This is a genomic window from Aeromicrobium stalagmiti (assembly GCF_013283745.1).
Lineage (GTDB): Bacteria > Actinomycetota > Actinomycetes > Propionibacteriales > Nocardioidaceae > Aeromicrobium > Aeromicrobium stalagmiti.
On the sequence record NZ_JABSTZ010000003.1, the window covers coordinates 376,380 to 398,854 of the forward strand.

A 22,475-nucleotide genomic window follows, 5' to 3' on the forward strand; every position below is an offset into this window, starting at 1 on the left:
CTATCGTCCCTTCTTTCGATTGGCGCGCCCGGCCGCGAGGGCCCGGCGGGCCCCCGGTTCGGTCGTCGCGCAGTTGAGCAGGACGCCCAGCGCCACGAGCGTGACGAGCAGGCTCGATCCACCGTACGAGATGAGTGGCAACGGGATGCCGATGACCGGCAGCAGCCCCAGGACCATGCCGATGTTGATGACGGCCTGGATCATGAGCCAGATCGTGATGCCTGCAGCGGTGTAGCGGACGAACGGGTCGCGGGTGCGGGTCGCGATGCGTAGCCCGGCGAAGCCCAGGACGATGAACAGCACCAGGACGACGAGCGTGCCGATGAGGCCGAGCTCCTCGCCGATCACGGCGAGGATGAAGTCGGTGTGGGCCTCGGGCAGCGATCCCCACTTCTGCCGGCTTCCACCGAGCCCGACGCCCCAGAAGCCGCCTGTCGCGAGCGCCATCATGCCGTGGATGGCCTGGAAGCCGGCGCTGTCGGGATCGGCCTGCGGGTTGGTGAAGTTGAGCAGGCGCTCGACGCGGTGCGGCGACTGGGCCACGGCCACGACCAGGCCCACGAACAGCAGGGCCACCAGCCCGCCCATCTGCTTGCGGGGCAGGCCGGCGACCCAGAGCATGCCGACGATGAGCGCGAACAGCACGAGTGCCGTGCCGAGGTCGTGCTGTCCGACGACGAGCAGGGCGACGCTGCCGGCCACCGGCACCATCGGGGTGATCACGTAGCGCGGGATGCCGAGGTACTTCTGACGGCGGGCGTAGATGTCGGCGATCCAGAGCACCAGCGCGAGCTTGGCGAACTCCGACGGCTGCAGCTGGAAGCCGCCGAACAGCGGGAGCCAGTTGCGGTTGCCGTTGACCGTGACGCCGACCCCGGGGATGAACGTCGCCATGATGAGCAGGACCGACACGGCCAGGAACGGCACGATGAGCCGCCGCAGCAGCGGCAGGGGCATGCGGGCCGCGACGACCGCGCCGATGACGCCGAGCACCGCGAAGATCAGCTGGCGCAGCACGATCGCGAACGAGTTGCCGTAGTTGACCAGCGCGAAGATCGAGCTGGCACTGAGCACCATGATCAGGCCGATGCCCAGCAGGAGAGCCGTCGATCCCAGCACCAGCTGGTAGGACGCGAGCGGGCGCTCGAGCGTACGGCGCGCCGCCTCGACGATCGCCGGGGAGCGTCGGTCGTCGGTCGTGGTCATGTCCGACTGCTCCGCGTCATGGTCGTCCTCTGCCTCGGGGAAGGAAGGTCAGGACTGGTCACGCAGCTGCTGCACCGCGGCGACGAAGCTGTCGCCCCGCGCGGCGTAGTTGCGAAACTGGTCCATGGACGCGCACCCCGGGGCCAAGAGCACCGTGTCGCCCTCACGGGCGAGCGATGCCGCGACCTCGACGACGCGTTCCATGGGATCAGTCTCGCCGGTGTCGACCTCCACGACGGGGACATCAGGCGCGTGTCGCTGCAGCGCCTCGGCGACGAGGTGACGGTCGGCACCGATCAGCACGACCCCGCGCAGACGGCTGCGGGCAGCGATGACGACGTCGTCGAACGTCGCGCCCTTGGCCAGACCACCGGCGACCCACACGACGGACTCGAACCCTTGCAGGGACGCCTGCGCCGCGTGCGGGTTGGTCGCCTTGGAGTCGTCGACGTAGTGCACCCCGGCGATCTCGCCGGCGTCGGCGATGCGGTGGGCGTCGGGCGTGAACGACCGCAGGCCGTCGCGGACGGCGCGAGCCTCGACCCCGTGTGCGCGCGCCAGGGCCGCGGCAGCGAGCGCGTCGGCGACCACGTGGGGCGCCGGGACGCGGCTGCTGTCGCCGTGGGCCGCCAGGCCGATGTCGCTGATGCTGCCGAGCTCGGCGGCGCTCGAGATGCGCCCGGGGATGAACGCCCGGTCGGCGATCACGTCGTCGACCAGCCCGATCATGCCGGTCGCCGGGATGCCGAGCGTGAAGCCGATCGCGCGGCACCCTTCCACGACGTCGGCCTCCTCGACCAGCCGCTCGGTGACCGGGTCGTCGACGTTGTAGACGCACGCCACCTGGGCGTTGTGGTAGATCCGCCCCTTGTCGGCCGTGTAGGCGTCGATGCCGCCGTGCCAGTCGATGTGGTCGGGCGCCAGGTTGAGCACGACGCTCGCCTGAGCGGAGATCGACTGGCTCCAGTGCAGCTGGTAGCTCGACAGCTCGACGGCCAGCACGTCGAAGGACTCGGGGTTCATGACCGCCTCGAGGACGGGAGTGCCGACGTTGCCGACGGCGAGGGCGTTGAGGCCCTGCGCCCGCAGGATCGACTCGAGCATCTGGACCGTCGTGGTCTTGCCGTTGGTGCCGGTGACGGCGAGCCACGGCGCGGGGTTGTCGCCGCGCAGCCGCCACGCCAGCTCGACCTCGCCCCAGACCGGGATGCCCCGGGCCGCGGCGTCGGCCAGCATCGGCGTGCTCGGCGCCCATCCCGGCGAGGTGACGAACACGTCGATGCCCTCGGGGAACGTGTCGGTGGAGCCGGGGCCGATCCGGACGTCGACGCCCAGGATCTCCAGCAGCGTCGCCTTCTCGCGCAGGGCGGCGTCGTCACCGTCGTCGAGCGCGATGACGTCGGCACCCAGGTGCTGGAGCGTGTCGGCGGCCGCGAACCCGCTCACGCCGAGACCGCCCACCGCGGCGCGGACGCCCTCCCACGACGACTCCCGACCCAACGACGAAAGGTCGATCGTCATACGCCCGTGACCCACTCGCTGTAGAAGATGCCGAGGCCCGTCGCGACGCACAGGCCGCTGATGATCCAGAACCGGACCACGATCGTGATCTCCGCCCAGCCGAGCAGCTCGAAGTGGTGCTGCAGCGGGGCCATGCGGAAGATCCGTTTGCCGCCGGAGATCTTGAACCAGCCGACCTGCAGGATCACCGACATCGTGATCGCGACGAACAGGCCGCCGATGATGACCAGCAGCAGCTCGGTGCGGGTCATGAGCGCGAATCCCGCCATCGCACCTCCGAGCGACAGGGAGCCGGTGTCGCCCATGAAGATCTTGGCCGGCGAGGCGTTCCACCACAGGAAGCCGAAGCACGCACCGGTCAGGGCCGACGCGACGACCGCGAGGTCGAGCGGGTCGCGGACCTCGTAGCACTTCATGCCGGGGTTGAACGAGCAGTTCTGGTTGCTCTGCCAGATGTTGATGAAGACGTAGGCGCCGAAGACCATCATCGCGGCGCCGGTTGCGAGACCGTCGAGCCCGTCCGTCAGGTTGACACCGTTGCTGGCACCGGCGACGAGCACGAGCACCCACAGGACCAGCAGCAGCGTCGGCATGCGCCAGCCGTCGAAGTCGCGGGTGAACGACACGAAATGGGTGATGGGCGTCCGACCGGTGTCGTCCTCCCAGCCGATCGCGAGCCAGGCGAAGATCAGGCCGATGACCGTCTGGCCGATGAGCTTGGCCTTGCTGCGCAGGCCCAGGCTGCGCTGCTTGGAGACCTTGATGAAGTCGTCGAGGAAGCCGATCGCGCCCAGGCCCACGAACAGGAACAGCAGCAGCAGCGCGGACGCACTCGGCATGGTCTGGGTCGCGAGCTTGGCCGTGAAGTAGCCGATGACGACCGCGATGATGACGACGAGGCCGCCCATCGTCGGGGTGCCGCGCTTGGTGTGGTGCGAGGTCGGGCCGTCGTCACGGATCAGCTGGCCGTAGCCCTGCTTGACCAGCACGGAGATGGCGAACCGGGTGCCGATCAGGGTGACCAGCAACGACAGCGCTCCTGCGATCAGGATGGCCTTCATCGCGTGGTGGATCCTTTCGGGTGGTGCATCGGGTGCTTCGTCGAGGCGTCTCGTCGAGTATGGCGTCAGGTGCCGAGCAGTGCCTGTGCGACTCGCTCGAGCCGAACGCCCCTCGATGCTTTCACAAGGAGCACGTCGCCCCCGGACAGGCTCGCGGAGAGTGTGCGGGTCGCCACATCGACGTCGGGGACCTGCACCGCGATGTCTCCGGCGCCCTCCGCGATGCCGTGGGCGTCGTCGCCCACGACGACGACGCGGGCGAAGCCGAGCTCGGCCGCGAGGCGGCCGATGCGCACGTGCTCGGCCGTGCTGTCGTCGCCGAGCTCGAGCATCGCGCCGAGCACCGCGACCGCCCGGCCCTGCCCGATCGCCGCGACCGCACGCAGCGCAGCCGCCATCGACTCGGGGTTGGCGTTGTACGCGTCGTTGATGACGACGAGCCCGTCGGCGCGCTCATGACGCTCCATCCGCATGGGCGAGACCGCCGCGGCGGCCGTGGCGAGCCGCTGACCGATGGTCGGCAGGTCGACGCCCAGCGCCAGCGCGGCCGTGGCCGCCGCCGCCGCGTTGTGGGCGTGATAGGCGCCGATGAGCGGCACGTGCGTCTGGACGGTGCGTCCGTGGTGGGTCAGGGAGAAGTGGGGGAAGCCGTGGTCGTCGACGCTGACGTCGCCGAGCGCGACGTCGCCGGCGTGGCCGAACGTCGTGACGGTCGCCTCGGTGCGGGCGGCCATCGCTGCGACCAGCGGGTCGTCGGCATTGAGCACGACGACCCCGTCGGCGTCGATCGAGGCCGCCATCTCGCCCTTCGCCTCGGCGATCCGCTCCACCGAGCCGAACTCACCGACGTGCGCGTGCCCGACGTTGAGCACCAGGCCGACGTCCGGACGGGCAACGGCGCAGAGCGCGGTGATGTCTCCGACGTGGCGAGCACCCATCTCGACCACGAGGTAGCGGGTCAGCTCGTCGACGCCGAGCACGGTGAGCGGCACCCCGAGCTCGTTGTTGAAGTTGCCGACCGTGGCGACGGTGGCGCCGTCCGGAGCGAGCAGGTGGGCCAGCAGGTCCTTGACGCTGGTCTTGCCGCTGGAACCGGTGAGGGCGACCACCGTGACGCCGTCGAGCTGCTCGAGCACGTGGCGGGCCAGCGCCGCCAACGCCGTGGTCACGTCGGGGACGACGACAGTCGGAACACCCGTGGCCCGAGACCCCAGCACCGCGGCTGCCCCCGTCTCGACGGCCTGCGCGGCGAAGGCATGGCCGTCGACCCGCTCCCCCGCCAGGGCGGCGAACAGCCCGCCGGGCTCGACCCGTCGCGAGTCGAGAGACGCGGGCGCATCGACGACGACCCCCGGGTCGCCGTCGACAACTCCCCCGGTGACCTGGGCGATCTCGCCCAGCGACAGAGGGATCACGAGGTGCCGCCGATCAGCTCGACGAGCACCTCGCGGTCGTCGAACGGGTGCACGACGCCCTCGATCTCCTGGCCGCGCTCGTGCCCCTTGCCTGCCACGACGACCGTGTCGCCGAGGTGGGCCATCGCCACCGCGTGGGCGATCGCCTCACGGCGTCCGGGCACCTCGACCACGACGCCCGGCCCGGCGGTGGCGCCCTCGAGGACGGCTGCGCGGATGGCTGCGGGCCTCTCGGTGCGCGGGTTGTCGTCGGTGACGATGACGACGTCGGCGTGGCGCGCGGCGATCTCACCCATCAGCGGGCGCTTGCCGTGGTCGCGGTCGCCACCGGCGCCGATGACGACGATCAACCGTCCGGCGGTCACCGGACGCAGGGCCGTGAGCACCGCCGAGACGGCATCGGGCTTGTGGGCGTAGTCGACGATCGCGGTGAACGCCTGGCCGGCCTCGACGCGCTCCATGCGACCCGGGACGCCCGTGCTCGCGGCGATGCCGGCCGCCAGCTCGACCGGGTCGTGACCGGCGGTCGCCAGGGCCGCCATGACGGCCAACGCGTTGGACACGTTGAAGACCCCGGGCAGCGGCACGGACAGGTCGACCGCGAAGTCGTCGGGGCCGAGGACCTCCAGGTCGGTGCCGAGCCGGTGCGGTCGGATGTTGACGGCGCGCCAGTCGGCCGGGTTGCCGTCGGTGGAGAACGTCGTGACGGGCAACGGCGTGAGGTCGCGCAGACGGCGTCCGTGGGCGTCATCGATGTTGATGACGGCCTGCCGCGACCGTTCGGGCGTGAAGAGGGCGGCCTTGGCCAGGAAGTAGTCGTCGAGGTCGCGGTGGAAGTCGAGGTGGTCGCGGCCGAGGTTGAGGAACACCGCCACGTCGAACATGAACCCGTCGACGCGGCCCTGCACGAGGGCGTGGCTGGAGACCTCCATGGCGCAGAGCTCGACGTCCTCCTCGCGCATCACGGCGAACAGCGCCTGCAGCTGCGGCGCCTCGGGAGTCGTCAGCGTCGACGGCGCGGGCGTCTGACGGATGCGGGTGCCGATGGTGCCGACGACGGCCGAGCGCCGGTCACCGAGGGCGGCCTCCGCCAGGTAGGTCGTGGTGGTCTTGCCCTGCGTGCCGGTCACGCCGAGCGTCGTGAACGCCTCGCTGGGGTGGCCGTAGAACGTCGCGCTGAGCCCTGCGAGGCACGGGCGGGGTGCATCGACGACGACGGTGGGCAGCGTGTCGCCCACGAGCGCGGCACCGTCGGCGTCGGTCAGGACGGCCACCGCTCCTCGGTCGAGGGCCTGCTGCGCGAAGGACGCACCGTGGACGTTGGCTCCGGGCAGCGCGGCGTAGAGATCGCCGGGGACGACGTGCGCCGTGTTGAGCGCGATGCCCGTGACCCGGACGTCGCCGGTCGACCTGGCGCCGACCTCGGCAGCCACCTCGGCAAGACTCCACCGAGGGGTTTCCCGAGGCCTGACCCGCATCTCATCCGTCACCCAGCAACCCTATCCAAGACCGCCCCCAGCGCCCCACTCCCCCGCGAGCCCAGGCGCCCCCGTCAATCACCAGCCGTCTGTGCCGGCCCAGGGCCGAGCGAAGCGAGCCGAAGCACCCCCATCAAGCACCAGCCCTCATTGCTGCCCCAAGGCCGAGCGAAGCAAGCCCAGGCGCCCCACCGAGCAGCCACTCCCGTGTGCCAACCCAAGGCCGAGCGAAGCGAGGCCAGGCGGCCGCACCGAGCGCCAGCGAGGTGCGGACAGGCGCGGGCCCCCGCGAGCGCAGCGAGCAGGGAAGCCCGCCCCGAGGCGGCGAAGCCGCCCCGCCTACCAGGTCTGCGCGACCTTCGGGCTCTTCGAGCCGCTCGGGGCGACGCCGAAGCGCTCCAGCGCCATCGACATGATGTCGTGGAACACCGGCGCCGCGGTCGAGCCGCCGCCGGCGTTGCTGTACGGCTTGTCGAGCACGATGTAGGTGAGGAAGCGCGGGTTGTCGGCCGGGGCGAAGCCCATGAACGACACCGTGTTCTGGCCCCGGATGTAGCGGCCCGTGGTGGGGTCGACCCGCCACGCGGTGCCGGTCTTGCCCGCCACGCGGTAGCCCTTGATGGCCGCGGCCGGCGCGGTGCCGTCGGGGGCCGTCACGGCCTCCATCATCCGGGTGACGGTCGAGGCGGCGTCCTTGGAGACGATGCGCTTGCTCGCAGGCGACGTGACCGCGGTCTTCGTGCCGTCCTTGTCGACGGTCGAGGTGACGACCGACGGCTCGCACATCTTGCCGGCGTTGGCGATCGCGCCGACCGCGCGCATCATCTGCATCGCGGTGACGGAGACGCCCTGGCCGAACGAGATCGTCGCGTGGTTGGCCTTGGTCCACTCCGACCCGTTGGTCAGGATGCCCTTGGACTCACCCGGCAGGTTTACGCCGGTCTTCTGCCCGAACCCGAACTTGCTGAAGTACTGGTACATCGTCTGGTCGCTCATCTGCTGGGCCGCGACGATCGTGCCGAGGTTGGACGAGAGCGCGATGACGCCGGCCGCGGTCAGCTTGAGCGTGCCGTGCTGCCAGTAGTCACCGATCGGGAACCGGTCGATCGTCATCTTCGGCGGCACCACGATCGGGGTGTCGGCGGCGATCTTGCCCTGGTCGGCCAGCGCGGCCATCGTCACGGTCTTCATGACGCTGCCGGGCTCGTAGACGTTCTGCACCGCGCGCGAGACCGTGTTGGAGTCGTCCATGCCCGAGCGCTCGTCGGCGTTGAACGTCGGCGCCTGCGACATCTGCACGATCTGGCAGGTCTTGACGTCCATCGTGATCGCGAGGCCCCAGTCGGAGCTCGACGCCTGCACCGCGTCGGCCAGGCGCTGGTCGGCGTACCACTGCAGGTCGCGGTCGATCGTGGTCTGCACGTCGCGACCCGGCACCATCTCGGTGACGGTGCTGTCGGCCATCGGGATGCGCTGACCGGTCGGCGAGACCTCGTAGGTGCTGGAGCCGTCGGTGCCCGTCAGCGTCTTGTCGAACTGCTGCTCGAGGCCGGCGACGCCCTTGCCGGCGCCGTTGGTGTAGCCCAGCAGGTTGGCCGCGAGCTTGCCGCCCGGGTAGGTGCGCAGCGTCTCCTTCTCGCTGAAGACGCCCGGAAGCCCCGCCTTGTCCAGCGCCGCGATCGCCTTGTCGGCCGTCCACTTCGGGAGGTCCTTGGCGAGGTAGACGTAGCGCGAGTCAGGCGTGCGCAGCTTGTCGATCGTGTCGAAGTAGTCGATCTCGTTGCCGAGCTTCTCGCGCAGGATGCGGGCGATCTGCGGCGCGTTGTCGACGGTCATCTTCGGGTCGGCCGTGAGGGTCAGTCCGTCGACGCTGGTCGCGAGCTCCTCGCCGTTGCGGTCGAGGATCGCGCCGCGCGGAGCCGGGTCGACCTTCTTCTGGGTGCCGGAGGCCACCGCCTGGGCGGCATAGGCGCTCGCGTCGAGCCCCTGGATCTGGAACAGGCGGGCCCCGAACAGGGCGAACACGACCAGGATGATCACCAGGCACGCCCGCAGACGACGCCGCGTCAGGACCTGCGCGGCGTTCACGGCGTCACCCGGGTGATGTTGCTGCCGGCGACGGCGGCCTCGGGCTTGCCGAGCACCTTGCCGTCCGCCAGCCGCAGGAACGCGGGGTTGGCGTTGGGGACCATGCCGATCGCGAGGGCCTCACGCGCGACGTTGGCGGGGCTCTGGAGGCGGTCGACCTCGCGCGACAGCGCCTGCTGCTGGGTCTGCAGCGAGGTCGCCTGGCTCTGCAGCCGTGCGGCCTCGAACGACTGGGCCTGCAGCACGGTGCTCATGACGATGAGCCCCACGAGGCCGATCGAGAGCACCGTGAGGACCACGACGACGAATGGCGCCTTGCGCGCCCGGCTGCGGACCGGCCGCACCAGTCGCAGCCCGACGGCCTTCGCATCCTCGATCCGGCTCGGGACCGGGGCGAACGCACGGGACAGTTGCGAGCTCATGCTGCGTTCCTCTCCACCACACGGAGCCGCACCGAACGGGCGCGGGAGTTGTCGTCGATCTCTGACTCGGTCGCCATCTCGGCGCCGCGGGTCACGAGGCGGTACTTCGCCTCGTGGCCCTCGGGCACGAACGGCAGGTCGCGCGGCACGTCGGTCGTGGTGACCTCGGTGAACGCACGCTTGGTGATGCGGTCCTCCAGGGAGTGGTAGGCCAAGACGACTACCCGTCCCCCGGGAGCAAGGACGTCGAGGGCGTCGGGCAGGGCCCGCCGGTAGACGCCGAGCTCGTCGTTGACCTCGATGCGCAGCGCCTGGAACGTCCGCTTGGCCGGGTTGCCGCCGGTGCGTCGCGCCGCCTGCGGGATGGAGTCCCGGATCAGGTCGACGAGCCGTGCGCTGGTGGTGAACGGCTCCTTGGCACGCTCGGCCACGACCGCGTCGGCGATGCGCTTGGCGAACTTCTCCTCGCCGTACTCGCGCAGCACCTTGGCGAGGTCGCGCGCCTCGTACGTGTTGAGGATGCCGGCTGCCGTCAGCTCGTCCTCGGGGTTCATGCGCATGTCCAGCGGCGCGTCCTGGGCGTAGGCGAAGCCGCGGTCAGCCAGGTCCAGCTGCATCGACGAGACGCCGAGGTCGAACAGGACGCCCGACACGGTGGAGAAGCCGGCGTCACGGACGACGTCGGCGATCTCGTCGTAGACGGCGTGCGCGTAGGTGACCCGGTCACCGAAGCCGGCGAGCCGGGTGCGGGCCCGGTCGAGCGCCTCGGGATCGCGGTCGATGCCGATGACGTGGAGGTCGGCGAAACGGTTGAGCATCGCCTCGGTGTGACCGCCGAGGCCCAGGGTCGCGTCGACGACGACGGGGCGGTCGACGGCGACAGCGGGGGCCAGCAGGTCGAGCACGCGATCGAGGAGCACCGGGACGTGGCTCGCGGCGGCACTCACAACAGGCCCAGACCGATCGAGATGACGGTGGCCAGGACGATCGACGAGCCGAGGCTGAACGCCATGAGCCGGACGCCGTCGGCCACCTCGTGGCGTACGCGGCGCGTGCTCTCGTCGACCCTCATGTCCCTCGTCCTGTTCGTGTGATGTGCCCGGCTGGTGCTCCTGGAGCCAGATCCGCGACCGCTGGGTCTGACACCGGGGAAGTGATGTCAGAACCACGCGGGCGCAGATCTCGCCCCACGAACGTCAGAAGATCCCGGGCATCACTTCTTCCGACATGTCCGCGAACGGACCCTCTTGGGAGGACTCGAACTCGGCCCAGCGGCCGGAGTCCCAGATCTCGATGCGGTCCATCGCACCGACGACCGTGCACTCCTTGTCGAGCTGCGCCCAGGTGCGCAGGACGGCCGGGACGGAGATGCGGCCCTGCTTGTCCGGAACCTCCGACGAGGCGCCGGAGAAGAACATCCGGTTGAAGTTGCGGGCCGCCTGGTTGGTGAAGGGCGTGTTGCGGATGCGGTCGGTGAAGGCGTTGAAGGCCTCGGTCGTCCATCCGTAGATGCAGTTCTCCTGGCCACGGGTGAGGACGATGCCGGTCTCGAGGCGCGGGCGGAACTTGGCCGGGAGGAAGAGCCGGCCCTTGTCGTCGAGGCGAGGGGTGTAGGTGCCGAAGAAGTTGGACACATCCGGGTTCACCTCGCTCCTCCTCGTTGACGGCCATGCGCTCCATTTCACACCACCTTACTCCACTCTCCCCCACAATGCACACATTTCCGGCACGTTTTCGGGCATGCAGAACAGCGCCCTCCACGCGGTGGAGGACGCTGAAAAGCCCGTCAGGGCAAAGAAAAACCGCCCCCGAGGGGGCGGTCAGTGGCGAGGTGGGGGGAAGTGGAGCGGATATCGCCTCCGGTGGGGCCTAGAGCTCGTCCCCGTCGCGGCGGCGCTGCCAGCGCTCCTCCATGCGGTCGACGAACGAGCCCGACGACTTGTTGCTCTGTCGGCCGGGCCGACCGCCTCGGCCGGACTGCGCCGAGGCACCGTCCTCGTCGCGGCCACCGATGCCGCGCTTCCAGGCGTTGGTGAACAGGTAGGCGGAGGCGAGCATCGCCACGAAGCCGACGACGCCGAGCCAGGTCATCTTGCTCACGGCGCCACCGAACATGATGACGAGGCCACCGATGAAGCCCAGGACGGCGAGCAGTGCGACACGGCGGTTGCGCGCCATGAACTTCGACCCGCGCAGGGTCGACGCGAAGTCCGGGTCCTCTGCTGCCAGCGACTGCTCGAGCTGGTGGAGCAGGCGGGCTTCTTCGTCAGAGAGTGGCACTCTAGCCTCCTGGATTCGGTGGTGCTGGTGACAAGTCTAGGCGGGCGATCGACTGCAGACCAGCGGAAAGTCCTGAGAACTCCGGCGACGTCCGCACCACGCGCTCCAGGGCGTACAGCGCGTCGCGTGCACCGGGCTCGGTGTCGACGATCGCACTGGGCACCAGATCGGCGAACACCCGCAGGCCGTTGGCCGCCACGGGCACGAATCCGCCCCCCACCAGCAGGGCCTCGAGCTCGCTCGGCACGAACCGCCGCGGGCCCATGGTGCGCAGGTCCCAGTCGTCGGCCGACCGGCCCAGCAGCGTCTGCGCCGTGACGAAGTCGCCTGCCAGGGCGCGTGCGGCGACGGCCGCGTTGCGGCCCGACACGACGACGCTGACGTGACCGCCTGCCCGCAGCACGGTCGCGACCGTGGAGAGGGCGAAGGCCGGGTCGTCGACGTGCTCGAGGACCCCGTGACACACGACCAGGTCGAACGACCCCGGAGCCACGTGGTCGAGCAGATCGGCAGCATCGCCCTGGATCCCTCTGACGGGGTCGACGAGGCCGGCCTCGACGCCGCGTCGGTGCAGCGAGGCCAGGGCGTCGGGGCTGGGGTCGACGACGGTGACCCGGTGTCCCAGCTGCGCAAGCCGCACGGCGTCACCACCGGTGCCGCCCCCGAGGTCGAGGACGTCGAGCAGGTCGCCCGCACCCGCGATCTCGACCGCGTCGACGACTGCCTGCCACATCAGCTCGGAGCGGACCGGACCCATGGCGACCACTGTGCCACAGCGCTGGCTGCCGCCCTCGACGCAGGGGCCGGTGTGGTGGCCGGACGGCGTGCGGCACCGCGTAGTCTGCGCGCATGGCGAACGTCGTGGTCGTGGGTGGCGGTTTCGCCGGGCTCACCGCCGCCGCGCGCCTCGCCAAGCTGCGCCACGACGTCACGCTGCTCGAGGCGGGCGACCGACTCGGCGGTCGGCTGCACGGTCACACCGTCAATGGTCAGGCGTGGCAGATCGAGCTCGACACCGTCTCGTTGCCCGGGGTCTTCCGCGACCTGTTCCGCAAGTCCGGCCGGCCGCTCGAGCGGGTCCTCGACTTCACCAAGACCGAAGGCCGACGCCACGTCTTCAAGGACGGCTCGGTCCTCGACCTGCCGCTCGGCAACCGGGGCGACCAGCACGAGGCCGTCTCGGCCCTGCTCGGCGAGGACGAGTGGTCGCCGTGGGTCGACCGCTTCGCCGAGCCCTGGGACGTCATCCGGCGCATGGCCCTCGACCAGGTCTTCCCCGGCAAGCCTGCCGTCGACCGCTCGGTCCGCCGGATGCTGAAGCCACGCCGGACGATCCAGGCGCTCGATCGCGACTTCGCCGACGAGCGCCTCGCCAAGATCGTCCTCGACCCCGTCCGCCTGGCCGGGCAGGACTGGCGCGCCACCCCGGCCTTTGCGGCGGTCACGCACTACGTCGAGCGGTCCTTCGGCCGCTGGCGCTTCGACGGTGGCCTCCCTGCCCTGGCCGACGCCCTCGAGAAGCGGCTCGCGGAGCGGAAGGTCACGGTCCAGCTGGGCGAGTCGGCCCACGAGCTGGTGCGCGACGGCGGGCGCGTGACCGGGGTCGTGACCGACCGGCGCACCGTGCCGGCCGACGTCGTCGTGTGGGCAGCCCCCACCTGGCCCGCTCCCCTGCCACCGCCCCGGGCGCTCCCGGTCATCCCCGCGTCTCGGACGCTGGTGACCCTGTCGCCCGAGGCTCCGGCGCTCGCGGACGAGGTGCTGGTGCACGCGAACCCGCCGATCCGCCTGTGGTCGAACGGCGGGGGCCGGTGGACGCTCGAGCACCGCAGCGGCGAGGACCCGCTCCACGCCCTCGTCCGGTTCGGCATCGACCTGCGCCCGTTCGTGGTCGACCGGATCGACCTCACGCCGAGCGACCTGGTCGTGCTCGGCCACTGGGGCTGGGTCTGGAACACCTGGACGACCGCCTTCGACCTGCCGGGCGTCGCGCCGTCGGGCGGCCTCTACTTCGCAGGCGCGCACGCCCACCCCGGCGGGACGCTCGAGGCGATCGGCATGGCGACCGCGGCGATCGCCGCCGACGTCGGCCCTGCTCCCCGCTAGAGGGTCAGACCAGCCCGTCGGCGCGCAGCGCCTCGAAGATCTCCCGCGTCGCCTTCGAGCGGTTGAGCGTGATGAAGTGCAGGCCAGGTGCGCCGCCGGCCAGCAGGTCGCGGCACAGCTGTGTCGCGAGCTCGATGCCCTTGGCGCGCACGGCGTCCTTGTCGTCGGCGATCGGCTCGATCTGCTCGAGCACCTCCGGCGGCATGGCCGCGCCCGACAGCTCGGCCATGCGGGCGACCTGCGCGAAGTTGAGGATCGGCATGATGCCCGGGACGATCGGGATGTCGCTGCCGAGGGCGCGGACGCGCTCGACCAGCGAGAAGTAGTCGTCCGAGCGGAAGAACAGCTGGGTGATGGCGTACTCGGCGCCCGCCTCCGCCTTGGCGACCAGCACCTCGGCGTCGTGCTGCAGGCTCCTGGCGTCGGGGTGTCCCTCGGGGAACGCTGCGACGCCGATCTCGAAGCCGCCGAGCTGGGCCGCCAGCTCGACCAGGTCGATCGCGTAGGTCATGCCGTCCGGGTGGGGCTCCCACGGCGCACGGGGACCGCCCTTGGGGTCGCCGCGCAGCGCGAGGACGTTGTCGACGCCCGCAGCGGCGTACTGCTTGAGCACCGACTCGATCTCGCCGCGGGTCTGCGAGACCAGCGTGAGGTGGCCGACGGGCCGCATCGACGTCTGCTCGGCGATGCGAGCCGTGATGCGGACCGTGCGCTCCTGGCTCGTGCCGCCGGCGCCGTAGGTGACCGACACGAACGTCGGGTCGAGCGGCTCGAGGTCGGCGATGGTCTGCCACAGCACCGCCTCACCCGCGTCGTCCTTCGGCGGGAAGAACTCGAAGGAGCAGCTCGGGGTGGGAGCCCGGAGCGCGGCGACGAGGGACGTGTCTTCGGAACGCATGGCGCAACGATATCGTTCAGGACGTGACGACACCTGCGGATGACCACGACTTCCGGGCACGAGTCGATCACAGTCTCGCCGCCTTCGTCGCCGCCAAGGCCGGCCCCTTGGGCGCCCTCGGTCCCGACCTGGACCACCTGACCAGCGCCGCGCTCGACTTCGTGGGCGGCGGCAAGCGCCTGCGACCCCAGTTCTGCCACGCCGGGTGGCTCGTCGCCGGCGGCGACCCGCTCGACCAGCACCTCGTCGACGCGGCGGCCTCCCTCGAGTGGCTGCAGGGCAGCGCCCTCGTCCACGACGACCTGATGGACGGCTCCGACACCCGACGCGGACGACCGAGCATCCACCGGGCGTTCGAGGCCCTGCACCGCGACGAGGACCGCCACGGCGACGCGGCCGGTTTCGGCCTCTCGACCGCCGTGCTGCTGGGCGACCTGATGCTGTCGTGGTGCGACGAGATGATGACGACGGCGATCCTCGACTCCCCCACGATGGCCCCGCACGTGCGCAGCGCCCGGCACTTCCTCGACCTGTGCAAGACCGAGGTCGTCGCCGGCCAGTTCCTCGACGTCGCCGGCCAGACCAGAGCGCGCCTGTCCGTCGACGAGGCCATGGCGATCGTCCGCTTCAAGTCCGCCAAGTACACCGTCGAGCGACCCCTCCACATCGGCGCCGCGCTGGCCGGAGCGTCCGCCGACCTGATCGACGCCCTCACCGCCGTCGCCCTCCCGCTCGGCGAGGCCTTCCAGCTGCGCGACGACGTGCTCGGCGTGTTCGGCGACCCCGCGGTCACCGGCAAGCCGGCCGGCGACGACCTGCGCGAGGGCAAGCGCACGGTGCTCGTCGCCCGGGCCTACGAGCTGACCGACGCCGCCGGGCACGCGGTGCTGCGTGACCGCCTCGGCACCGTCGAGGGGGTCGGGGTCGTCGCCGACCTCATCCGCACCTCGGGCGCGCTCGACGCCGTCGAGGCCGACATCACCCGGCTCGAGGAGCAGGCCGATGCCGCGATCGAGGCGCTCGGTCCCGACGCTCGCGAGATCCTGTCGCCCCTCGCCCTCACAGCAACCCGTCGAAGCCGTTGACGCCGAGATCGTCCCGCACGACCACCGCGAGCGCCACCGACTGACCCACGGCGTCGCGCAGCACGTCGACGACGGCACTCGCCTGCTCGGGGTCGACGTCACCCAGCCGGACGAGCCCGTCCCAGACGAGGACCGTCGGCCCGGCCGACAGGTCGGCCAGCACGTCGAAGAGGGCGTCGAGGTTGCGGCCGAACCACGCAGGCAGCGACCACTGGCCTGCCACCTCGGCATAGAAGTCGCCGGTCGACCCGATGTGCCTGGTGTCGAGCCGCAGGGCCAGCCACCCGGCCGCCTCGGCCTCGGCGGCCAGGTCACGCTCCGGCGTCCCTCGCCAGCTGAACAGGCCCGTCGCGGTCGTTCCTGCGAGCATCGAGGCGTACGACGCGGTCATCCGGTCCCCCGCCTCACCGGGTGGAACGACGCATAGTGGTCGTCGGTGTAGTAGGTATCGCCGTCACGGCCCACGACGAGCCGCCGTGCTCCGCGATCGGACTCCCCCGGGGTCGGCACGGTGTATTCGCGCCAGTAGCCCCGCGGGCGCTCGGGCAGCAGACGTTCGCGGTTCATGAAGACGCTGTCGTCCCGGTCAAAGGGATAGGGTCCGCCGTCCTCGACGAGCGCCAGGGTCTCCCGAGCCTCCACGGGCAGCTGGGAGGCCGAGACCGTGCCGTCGGGAAGGGTCCCGGCCGGGACGGTGTCGTCGTCGGTCGACGCGACCTCCCACAGGACGACGGCGAGCACGGCCACGAGCGCCAGCACCTGCCACCACGTCGTCCGCCGCATGGGTCCATCGTGGCCCATCCCGCGTGCGCGACATCACGAACCCGATGCAACACGCGTCCGTGCTGGTCACGGACCTGTGTGGCAGAGTCACTAGAATGCGTTCAGGACCCCGACGGGGTCCGTGTGTGACGAGGGAGGGTCGGAGTGGCACTGATGGGCGACGAAGCCCTCGTCGGGCGTGTCCTCAACGACCGCTATCTCATCGGCGACCGCATCGCACGCGGCGGCATGGCCAGCGTCTTCCAGGCCACCGACCAGCGGCTCGACCGCGAGGTCGCGATCAAGGTCATGCATCGCGGCCTCGGCGACGACCAGCAGTTCACCGAGCGCTTCGTGCGCGAGGCCAAGTCCGCGGCCAAGCTCAACCACCGCAACGTCGTGTCGGTCTTCGACCAGGGCACGGACGGCGAGGTCACCTATCTGGTCATGGAGTACGTGCCGGGGCGCACGCTGCGCGACCTCATGCGCGACGAGGCCCCGATGCCGGCCTACCGTGCGCTGGAGCTGCTCGAGCAGGTGCTCATCGCCCTGTCCGCCGCCCACGCCGCCAAGATCATCCACCGCGACGTCAAGCCAGAGAACGTCCTCATCACCCCCGACGGCGACGTCAAGGTCGCCGACTTCGGCCTGGCGCGTGCCGTGAGCGCGGCGACCACGGCCACGGGCGGCACGCTGATCGGCACCGTGTCCTACCTCGCCCCCGAGATCGTCACCAACGATGGCGCCGACGCGCGTTCCGACGTCTACGCGTGCGGCGCGATGCTCTACGAGATGCTCACCGGGGTCAAGCCGCACTCGGGCGAGTCCCCCATCCAGGTCGCCTACAAGCACGTCCACGAGGACATCGGCGCACCGTCCAAGGTCCAGCGCGGCATCCCGCCCTACGTCGACGCGCTCGTCGCCCGGGCGACGGTCCGGGACCGCGACCAGCGCTCGACCGACGCACGCGTCATGCTGCAGCAGGTCCGGTCGGTGCAGCGTGCCCTCGACGCCGGTCTCGAGGACGATCCCGAGCTGGTCGCCGACCTCGCCCCCGGCGGTCGCATCGACGAGGACTCCTCCGACGACCCGACGGTCGCAGTTCCCCGCTCCGCACTGGGTGCAGCGGCCATGGGTGGAGCCGCGATGGCCTCCTCCGCTGCGGACTCCGCCCCCACCGAGGCCGTCGCCGCGGCATCCGAGCACACGATGCAGTGGAGCAGCGGCACGACACAGGCGCCGCCCCCACCGCCACCGACCGACGCCGGCGCGGCCAAGCCCATCGGGCTGCACCCGCCGATGTCGCGCGAGCAGTACGGCCAGGCCACCAGCAAGCCGCACTCGCGACGCGGTCGCAACCTGCTCGTCGCGGCGGTCGTCTTCGCCCTGCTCGCTGGCCTGCTGACGTGGTACTTCGCCGACCTGCGCTACACCGACACGCCCGTGCTCACCGGCAGCGCCGCCACCACGGCGGAGAAGAACGCCGAGGACGAGGGCTTCGACTTCAAGATCGCCAGCGAGGCGTTCTCCGAGGACGTCGCCGACGGCGTCGTCATCAGCACCGATCCCGAGCCGGGGCAGAAGATCCTGCCCGGCGGCACGATCGAGGCCGTCGTCTCCAAGGGGCCTGAGCGCTACTTCATCCCCAAGAACAACTTCAAGAACATGACGGTCAACGGCGCCAGGACCTATCTGGAGTCGCAGAACCTCGTGCTGGGTGACCAGAAGACGCAGTTCAGCGAGACGATCAAGAAGGGCCGTGTGATCGGTCCCCAGGACGACATCACCTCGGCGACTCCCCTGCGCAAGGGCGAGACGGTCGACATCCTCGTCAGCAAGGGTCGTCAGCCGATCAAGGTCGAGGACTTCACCGGCAAGTCCGAGACCGAGGCCACGTCGGGCCTCAAGGAGGCCGGCTTCGACGTCACGTCGACCGAGGCGTTCAGCGAGGACGTCGACAAGGGCATCGTCATCTCGCAGAGCCCCGACAGCGGCACCCAGTTCAAGAACGACACCATCACGCTCACGGTCTCCAAGGGCCCCGAGCTCATCACGGTGCCCAACGTCAAGGGCAAGAAGAAGAGCGAGGCACGCCGGATCATCGAGGCGGCCGGCCTGGAGTTCTTCTCCCCCTACATCCCCGGAGCCGGCAACTTCACGGTCCGGCGACAGAACCCCGGCGGCGGCGACGAGGTGCGCCGCGGCACCCGGATCTTCGTCTTCCCGCTCTGAGCGTGACCCGCTGTCACTGAGACATCCGTCCCAGTTCCCGTAGGGTGACCGCCATGGATCAGCCGCGGATCGCCCCGGGCGGGCTCAAGGAGCTCGGCCTCGTCAACTTCGCCGTCGCCTCGGTCGCGGGCCGCGTCATCGGCGGCCACAAGCCTCACGTCTTCACGACGCTGGGCCGCCAGCGCAGGCTGTTCCGGGGCTGGCTCCACTTCAGCGGGCGACTCATGCCCGGAGGACTGCTCCCCCGGCGCGAGTCCGAGCTGGTCATCCTGCGCATCGCGACCCTGCGCGACTGCGAGTACGAGCGGCGTCATCACCTGCGGATCGGCCGGCGGGCGGGCGTCACCGAGGCCCAGATCGCGCACCTCGGCGACCTGGGCTGGTCGGGGTGGAGCCCCCGCGAGCGCGCGCTGCTCACCGCAGCGACCCAGCTCGTCGAGACCAAGAACCTCGACGACACCGCATGGGACGACGTCCGCACCCATCTCGACGAGCCGCGGGCCATCGAGCTGCTGCTGCTCTGCGGCCAGTACGACTCCCTGGCCACCACGCTGCTGACCCTGCGGGTCCAGCCCGAGGACTAGCTCCGCGGGATCAGTCGCGGTTGGCCAGCATCTCCGCGACGAGGAACGCGAGCTCGAGCGACTGCGCCCGGTTGAGGCGGGGGTCGCAGAGCGTCTCGTAGCGGTGCGTGAGGTCCTCGGCCGAGAGCTTGGCGCCGCCGCCGACGCACTCGGTGACGTCGTCACCCGTGAGCTCGACGTGGACGCCGCCCGGCCAGGTGCCGAGCGAGCGGTGGACCTCGAAGAAGCCGCGGACCTCGTCGATGACGTCGTCGAACTCGCGGGTCTTGTAGCCGTTGCTGGTCTCGAAGGTGTTGCCGTGCATCGGGTCGCAGACCCAGGCGACCTCGATGCCGGCAGCGGTGACCTTCTCGACGAGCTGGGGCAGGCCGTCGCGGATCTTGCCCGCGCCGAACCGGGTGATGAAGGTGACCTTGCCGGGCGTGCGCTCGGGGTTGAGCTTCTCGTAGAGCGCGATGGCGTCGTCGGCCGTCGAGGTCGGGCCGAGCTTGACGCCGATCGGGTTGGCGATGCGGCTGAGCAGCTCGACGTGGGCCCCGTCGAGCTGGCGGGTGCGCTCACCGATCCACACGAAGTGGCTCGACACGTCGTAGGGCAGCGATGTGCGCTGGTCGATGCGTGTGAGGGCGTGCTCGTACTCGAGGATCAGGGCCTCGTGCGAGGAGAAGAAGTCGACGGTGTGGAACTCGTCGGGGTCGACGCCGATCGCGTCCATGAACGCCAGCGCACGGTCGATGTCGGCCCCGATGCGCTCGTAGCGCTCGCCGACCGGGCTGTTCTTGACGAAGTCGGTGTTCCAGGCGTGCATCTGGCGCAGGTCGGCGTAGCCGCCCGTCGTGAAGGCGCGCGCGAGGTTGAGCGTCGCGGCCGACGCGTTGTAGACGTCGACGAGTCGCTGCGGGTCGTGGGCGCGAGCCTCGGGGGTGAAGTCGAAGCCGTTGACGGCGTCGCCGCGGTAGGCCGGCAGCGTCACGCCGTCGCGGGTCTCGGTGTCGCTCGAGCGCGGCTTGGCGTACTGCCCGGCCAGACGTCCGACCTTGACGACCGGGACGCTCGCCGCGTAGGTCAGGACGACCGCCATCGACAGCAGGACCCGCAGCTTGTTGCGGACGTTCTCGGCCGTGACGCCCTCGAAGGTCTCGGCGCAGTCGCCTCCCTGCAGGAGGAACGCCTTGCCCTGCGCGACGTCGGCCAGGCGGCCGCGCAGCGCGTCGCACTCGCCGGCAAAGACGAGCGGGGGCATCTTCCGCAGCGTCTGCACCGCGGCGTCGCGGGCGGACTGATCGACATACGTGGGCTGCTGGACAGCACCGATCGCATGGAGTTCGTCAAGGCTGGGAATGCTCACCGGTCAAGAATACGCGGCCCCCCGAGCACTCCCGACCACGCCCCAAACCACCCAACCCCAACCTCCCGCCCCCAAGCCCGAGCGAGCGAAGCGAACAAAGCCCAGGCCCCAGGCCGAAACCCAGCCCAAGCCCCCGGCCCAGGCCGAGCGAGCGCCAGCGAGCAAAGGCCAGGCCCCCGGCCGAAACCCAACCCCACCTCCCAGCCCAAGCCCGAGAGAGCGCAGCGAACGAAGGGCAGGCGCCCGGGCGAAGCCCGGCCAGCGGCGACGAAGGAGCCGCGAGGCGGCGGAGCCGCCGCGCCTACCAGGCGAGCGTCCCCGGCGCCCCCTTGAACGGTCCGGTGACGCGTGACGTGATCCATCCCCCGTAGAAGTCGCCCTCCTGCGCCTGCACCTGCTCGCCGTCGAGCAGGCAGCGGTCGACCTTGCCGGGATAGATCGCGACGTGGTCGACGAGGTCGCGGTAGCCGTCGTTGGGCGTCCGGTAGGTCCAGGCCCCGGCGGCGATGGTGCGCTCGGGCGTGACGACGTCGAAGTAGGACGCCGCACCCTTCCACTCGCACCACGTCGATCCCGGAACGGGCCGGAGCACGCCCTCGGCGAACGCCCCGACGGGCAGGTAGTAGGTCGGCGGGTGGCTCGTCTCGCAGATCCGGTAGGACGTGCTGGTCTCGGCGATCCGTACCCCGCCCATCGCGACCACGATGCGCTCGTCGCTCGGCTCGATGGACGGCGGACGCGGATAGTCCCAGACATTCTCGACAGGGCGGGGTGAAGGCATGACACCGAACGTACCCATGTCGCACGAGACCCGCTCGCGAGAACGCACCCTGCTGCCCGCAGCGAGCCCTTCGACTTACGAGGTCTCGACCATGTGACGCCTCCGGCGTGTCACGCTCGACCTGGTCTCGGCGCGATTCGCTGGCGCGAATCGACCTCAACCAAACAGCACCTCGACCTCGTCGTAGAGGTCGGGGCGGACGGTCTTGAGCTGGTCGGTGCCCTCCGACAGCGGCACCCGGGCGATCTCGGTGCCACGCAGCGCCATCATCGTGCCGAAGTCGCCCTCGTGCACCGCGGTGATGGCGTGCAGCCCGAACCGGGTGGCCAGCCAGCGGTCGAACGCCGTGGGCGTGCCACCGCGCTGCACGTGGCCGAGGACGACTGCGCGCGCCTCCTTGCCGGTGCGGCGCTCGATCTCGGACGCCAGGCGGTCGCCGATGCCCCCGAGTCGTACGTGCCCGAAGGCGTCCTTCTCGCCACTGACGAGCGACATGTCGCCGCCCTCGGCGGGGACTGCCCCCTCCGAGACCACGATGATCGGTGAGTACTGCGTCGCGAAGCGGCTCTCGACCTGCGCGCACACCTTGTCGATGTCGAACGGACGCTCCGGGATCAAGATGATGTTGGCGCCGCCGGCCATCCCGCTGTGCAGGGCGATCCAGCCCGCGTGGCGTCCCATGACCTCGACGACCAGCACCCGGTGGTGCGACTCGGCGGTCGTGTGGAGCCGGTCGATCGCCTCGGTCGCGATGTTGACCGCGGTGTCGAAGCCGAAGGTGAAGTCGGTGCCCGACAGGTCGTTGTCGATCGTCTTCGGCACCCCCACGACGTTGACGCCGAGGTCGGCGAGCTTCGTCGCCACGCCGAGGGTGTCCTCGCCGCCGATCGCGATGAGCGCGTCGACGCCGTGCTGGGCCAGGTTGTCCTTGATGCGCTCGACGCCGTTGTCGATCGCGAACGGGTTGGTGCGCGAGGAGCCGAGGATCGTGCCGCCACGGGGCAGGATGCCGCGCACCGCATCGACGTCCAGCGCGATCGTGTCGTTCTCGAGCGGCCCGCGCCACCCGTCGCGAAAGCCGATGAACTCGTGGCCGTACGCCGCCACGCCCTTGCGCACCGCTCCACGGATGACTGCGTTGAGCCCGGGGCAGTCGCCTCCCCCGGTGAGCATGCCGACGCGCATCTGGATCTCCTCGTGGTGGTGGA

22 protein-coding genes are annotated in these 22,475 nt (G+C 70.6%); 4 read left to right on the forward strand and 18 right to left on the reverse strand.

Going from position 1 to position 22,475, the window contains the following annotated elements; all coding sequences use genetic code 11:
- The 12 genes from ftsW to HQK15_RS14235 all read right to left on the reverse strand — a co-directional run bounded on the left by ftsW (nt 1) and on the right by HQK15_RS14235 (nt 12,228).
- Nucleotides 1-1,206 carry a putative lipid II flippase FtsW gene (gene ftsW, locus HQK15_RS14185; protein WP_173492126.1) on the reverse strand — a complete coding sequence of 402 codons (1,206 nt, stop codon included), beginning with the start codon at nt 1,204-1,206 and terminating at the stop codon, nt 1-3.
- 48 nt (nt 1,207-1,254) lie between these two features.
- Nucleotides 1,255-2,727, reverse strand: a complete 1,473-nt coding sequence (murD, locus tag HQK15_RS14190) for a UDP-N-acetylmuramoyl-L-alanine--D-glutamate ligase (protein WP_173492127.1) — start codon at nt 2,725-2,727, stop codon at nt 1,255-1,257.
- A complete protein-coding gene (gene mraY / locus HQK15_RS14195; protein WP_173492128.1) occupies nt 2,724-3,788 on the reverse strand; it encodes a phospho-N-acetylmuramoyl-pentapeptide-transferase in 1,065 nt (354 codons plus the stop codon). The genes murD and mraY overlap by 4 nt, the downstream gene beginning before the upstream one ends.
- Nucleotides 3,789-3,853: 65 nt before the next feature.
- On the reverse strand, nt 3,854-5,203 hold the full coding sequence (locus tag HQK15_RS14200) for a UDP-N-acetylmuramoyl-tripeptide--D-alanyl-D-alanine ligase (protein WP_173492129.1): 1,350 nt from the start codon (nt 5,201-5,203) through the stop codon (nt 3,854-3,856).
- Nucleotides 5,200-6,636, reverse strand: a complete 1,437-nt coding sequence (locus tag HQK15_RS14205; protein WP_367649189.1) for a UDP-N-acetylmuramoyl-L-alanyl-D-glutamate--2,6-diaminopimelate ligase — start codon at nt 6,634-6,636, stop codon at nt 5,200-5,202. The genes HQK15_RS14200 and HQK15_RS14205 overlap by 4 nt, the downstream gene beginning before the upstream one ends.
- Before the next feature lie 384 nt (nt 6,637-7,020).
- Nucleotides 7,021-8,769: a peptidoglycan D,D-transpeptidase FtsI family protein gene (locus HQK15_RS14210; protein ID WP_173492130.1), complete on the reverse strand. Its 1,749-nt coding sequence runs from the start codon at nt 8,767-8,769 to the stop codon at nt 7,021-7,023.
- Nucleotides 8,766-9,191 carry a cell division protein FtsL gene (ftsL, locus tag HQK15_RS14215; RefSeq protein ID WP_173492131.1) on the reverse strand — a complete coding sequence of 142 codons (426 nt, stop codon included), beginning with the start codon at nt 9,189-9,191 and terminating at the stop codon, nt 8,766-8,768. The genes HQK15_RS14210 and ftsL overlap by 4 nt, the downstream gene beginning before the upstream one ends.
- The gene (gene rsmH, locus HQK15_RS14220; RefSeq protein WP_173492132.1) at nt 9,188-10,138 is read right to left on the reverse strand and encodes a 16S rRNA (cytosine(1402)-N(4))-methyltransferase RsmH; all 951 of its coding nucleotides are present in this window, start codon (nt 10,136-10,138) and stop codon (nt 9,188-9,190) included. Before rsmH ends, ftsL begins: the two co-directional genes overlap by 4 nt.
- Complete coding sequence (locus HQK15_RS18905) at nt 10,135-10,263, reverse strand: hypothetical protein (RefSeq protein ID WP_302477622.1); 129 nt, start codon at nt 10,261-10,263, stop codon at nt 10,135-10,137. Before HQK15_RS18905 ends, rsmH begins: the two co-directional genes overlap by 4 nt.
- A 124-nt stretch (nt 10,264-10,387) precedes the next feature.
- Nucleotides 10,388-10,837 carry a division/cell wall cluster transcriptional repressor MraZ gene (gene mraZ / locus HQK15_RS14225; protein WP_367649190.1) on the reverse strand — a complete coding sequence of 150 codons (450 nt, stop codon included), beginning with the start codon at nt 10,835-10,837 and terminating at the stop codon, nt 10,388-10,390.
- A 223-nt stretch (nt 10,838-11,060) separates the two neighbouring features.
- The gene (locus tag HQK15_RS14230) at nt 11,061-11,471 is read right to left on the reverse strand and encodes an SCO2097 family morphological protein (protein WP_173492133.1); all 411 of its coding nucleotides are present in this window, start codon (nt 11,469-11,471) and stop codon (nt 11,061-11,063) included.
- 1 nt (nt 11,472) lies between these two features.
- Nucleotides 11,473-12,228, reverse strand: coding sequence for a class I SAM-dependent methyltransferase (locus HQK15_RS14235; RefSeq protein WP_173492134.1), 756 nt, complete (start codon nt 12,226-12,228; stop codon nt 11,473-11,475).
- A gap of 92 nt (nt 12,229-12,320) precedes the next feature.
- Between HQK15_RS14235 and HQK15_RS14240 the strand changes: the two genes are divergently transcribed.
- Complete coding sequence (locus tag HQK15_RS14240) at nt 12,321-13,577, forward strand: phytoene desaturase family protein (protein ID WP_173492135.1); 1,257 nt, start codon at nt 12,321-12,323, stop codon at nt 13,575-13,577.
- 4 nt (nt 13,578-13,581) lie between these two features.
- Here the strand turns inward: HQK15_RS14240 and metF are convergent, their stop codons facing one another.
- A complete protein-coding gene (gene metF, locus HQK15_RS14245) occupies nt 13,582-14,475 on the reverse strand; it encodes a methylenetetrahydrofolate reductase [NAD(P)H] (protein ID WP_173492136.1) in 894 nt (297 codons plus the stop codon).
- Between the two features lie 23 nt (nt 14,476-14,498).
- Between metF and HQK15_RS14250 the strand changes: the two genes are divergently transcribed.
- On the forward strand, nt 14,499-15,560 hold the full coding sequence (locus tag HQK15_RS14250) for a polyprenyl synthetase family protein (RefSeq protein WP_173492137.1): 1,062 nt from the start codon (nt 14,499-14,501) through the stop codon (nt 15,558-15,560).
- Here HQK15_RS14250 and HQK15_RS14255 read toward each other — a convergent pair.
- The gene (locus HQK15_RS14255) at nt 15,535-15,951 is read right to left on the reverse strand and encodes a barstar family protein (RefSeq protein WP_217361672.1); all 417 of its coding nucleotides are present in this window, start codon (nt 15,949-15,951) and stop codon (nt 15,535-15,537) included. The genes HQK15_RS14250 and HQK15_RS14255 overlap by 26 nt on opposite strands.
- Entirely contained in the window at nt 15,948-16,343 is a 396-nt protein-coding gene (locus HQK15_RS14260) for a guanyl-specific ribonuclease (RefSeq protein ID WP_173492138.1), read from the reverse strand. Before HQK15_RS14260 ends, HQK15_RS14255 begins: the two co-directional genes overlap by 4 nt.
- A gap of 153 nt (nt 16,344-16,496) precedes the next feature.
- Between HQK15_RS14260 and pknB the strand changes: the two genes are divergently transcribed.
- Nucleotides 16,497-18,554 (forward strand): Stk1 family PASTA domain-containing Ser/Thr kinase, encoded by a 2,058-nt coding sequence (pknB, locus tag HQK15_RS14265; RefSeq protein ID WP_173492139.1) that lies wholly within the window; start codon nt 16,497-16,499, stop codon nt 18,552-18,554.
- Between the two features lie 53 nt (nt 18,555-18,607).
- The gene (locus HQK15_RS14270) at nt 18,608-19,138 is read left to right on the forward strand and encodes a carboxymuconolactone decarboxylase family protein (protein ID WP_173492140.1); all 531 of its coding nucleotides are present in this window, start codon (nt 18,608-18,610) and stop codon (nt 19,136-19,138) included.
- Nucleotides 19,139-19,148: 10 nt separating this feature from the next.
- On the opposite strand, the gene HQK15_RS14275 is transcribed toward HQK15_RS14270, so the two are convergent.
- From HQK15_RS14275 to HQK15_RS14285, 3 genes are all read right to left on the reverse strand, one after another.
- Nucleotides 19,149-20,486: a class II 3-deoxy-7-phosphoheptulonate synthase gene (locus HQK15_RS14275; RefSeq protein WP_173492141.1), complete on the reverse strand. Its 1,338-nt coding sequence runs from the start codon at nt 20,484-20,486 to the stop codon at nt 19,149-19,151.
- 301 nt (nt 20,487-20,787) lie between these two features.
- Nucleotides 20,788-21,267, reverse strand: a complete 480-nt coding sequence (locus tag HQK15_RS14280) for a DUF427 domain-containing protein (protein WP_217361674.1) — start codon at nt 21,265-21,267, stop codon at nt 20,788-20,790.
- Between the two features lie 156 nt (nt 21,268-21,423).
- Nucleotides 21,424-22,452, reverse strand: a complete 1,029-nt coding sequence (locus HQK15_RS14285) for a 6-phosphofructokinase (protein ID WP_173492143.1) — start codon at nt 22,450-22,452, stop codon at nt 21,424-21,426.
- Nucleotides 22,453-22,475 lie beyond the last annotated feature (23 nt).

Bases quoted from the DNA above. Each gene is read 5' to 3' on its own strand.
- HQK15_RS14255 (WP_217361672.1), bottom strand. From the start codon at position 15,951: ATGACCGCGTCGTACGCCTCGATGCTCGCAGGAACGACCGCGACGGGC.
- metF (WP_173492136.1), bottom strand. From the start codon at position 14,475: ATGCGTTCCGAAGACACGTCCCTCGTCGCCGCGCTCCGGGCTCCCACC.
- HQK15_RS14260 (WP_173492138.1), bottom strand. From the start codon at position 16,343: ATGCGGCGGACGACGTGGTGGCAGGTGCTGGCGCTCGTGGCCGTGCTC.
- HQK15_RS14270 (WP_173492140.1), top strand. From the start codon at position 18,608: ATGGATCAGCCGCGGATCGCCCCGGGCGGGCTCAAGGAGCTCGGCCTC.
- HQK15_RS14280 (WP_217361674.1), bottom strand. From the start codon at position 21,267: ATGCCTTCACCCCGCCCTGTCGAGAATGTCTGGGACTATCCGCGTCCG.
- pknB (WP_173492139.1), top strand. From the start codon at position 16,497: ATGGGCGACGAAGCCCTCGTCGGGCGTGTCCTCAACGACCGCTATCTC.
- HQK15_RS14235 (WP_173492134.1), bottom strand. From the start codon at position 12,228: ATGGGTCCGGTCCGCTCCGAGCTGATGTGGCAGGCAGTCGTCGACGCG.
- ftsW (WP_173492126.1), bottom strand. From the start codon at position 1,206: ATGACCACGACCGACGACCGACGCTCCCCGGCGATCGTCGAGGCGGCG.
- HQK15_RS14240 (WP_173492135.1), top strand. From the start codon at position 12,321: ATGGCGAACGTCGTGGTCGTGGGTGGCGGTTTCGCCGGGCTCACCGCC.
- murD (WP_173492127.1), bottom strand. From the start codon at position 2,727: ATGACGATCGACCTTTCGTCGTTGGGTCGGGAGTCGTCGTGGGAGGGC.
- HQK15_RS14285 (WP_173492143.1), bottom strand. From the start codon at position 22,452: ATGCGCGTCGGCATGCTCACCGGGGGAGGCGACTGCCCCGGGCTCAAC.
- HQK15_RS18905 (WP_302477622.1), bottom strand. From the start codon at position 10,263: ATGAGGGTCGACGAGAGCACGCGCCGCGTACGCCACGAGGTGGCCGAC.
- mraY (WP_173492128.1), bottom strand. From the start codon at position 3,788: ATGAAGGCCATCCTGATCGCAGGAGCGCTGTCGTTGCTGGTCACCCTG.
- ftsL (WP_173492131.1), bottom strand. From the start codon at position 9,191: ATGAGCTCGCAACTGTCCCGTGCGTTCGCCCCGGTCCCGAGCCGGATC.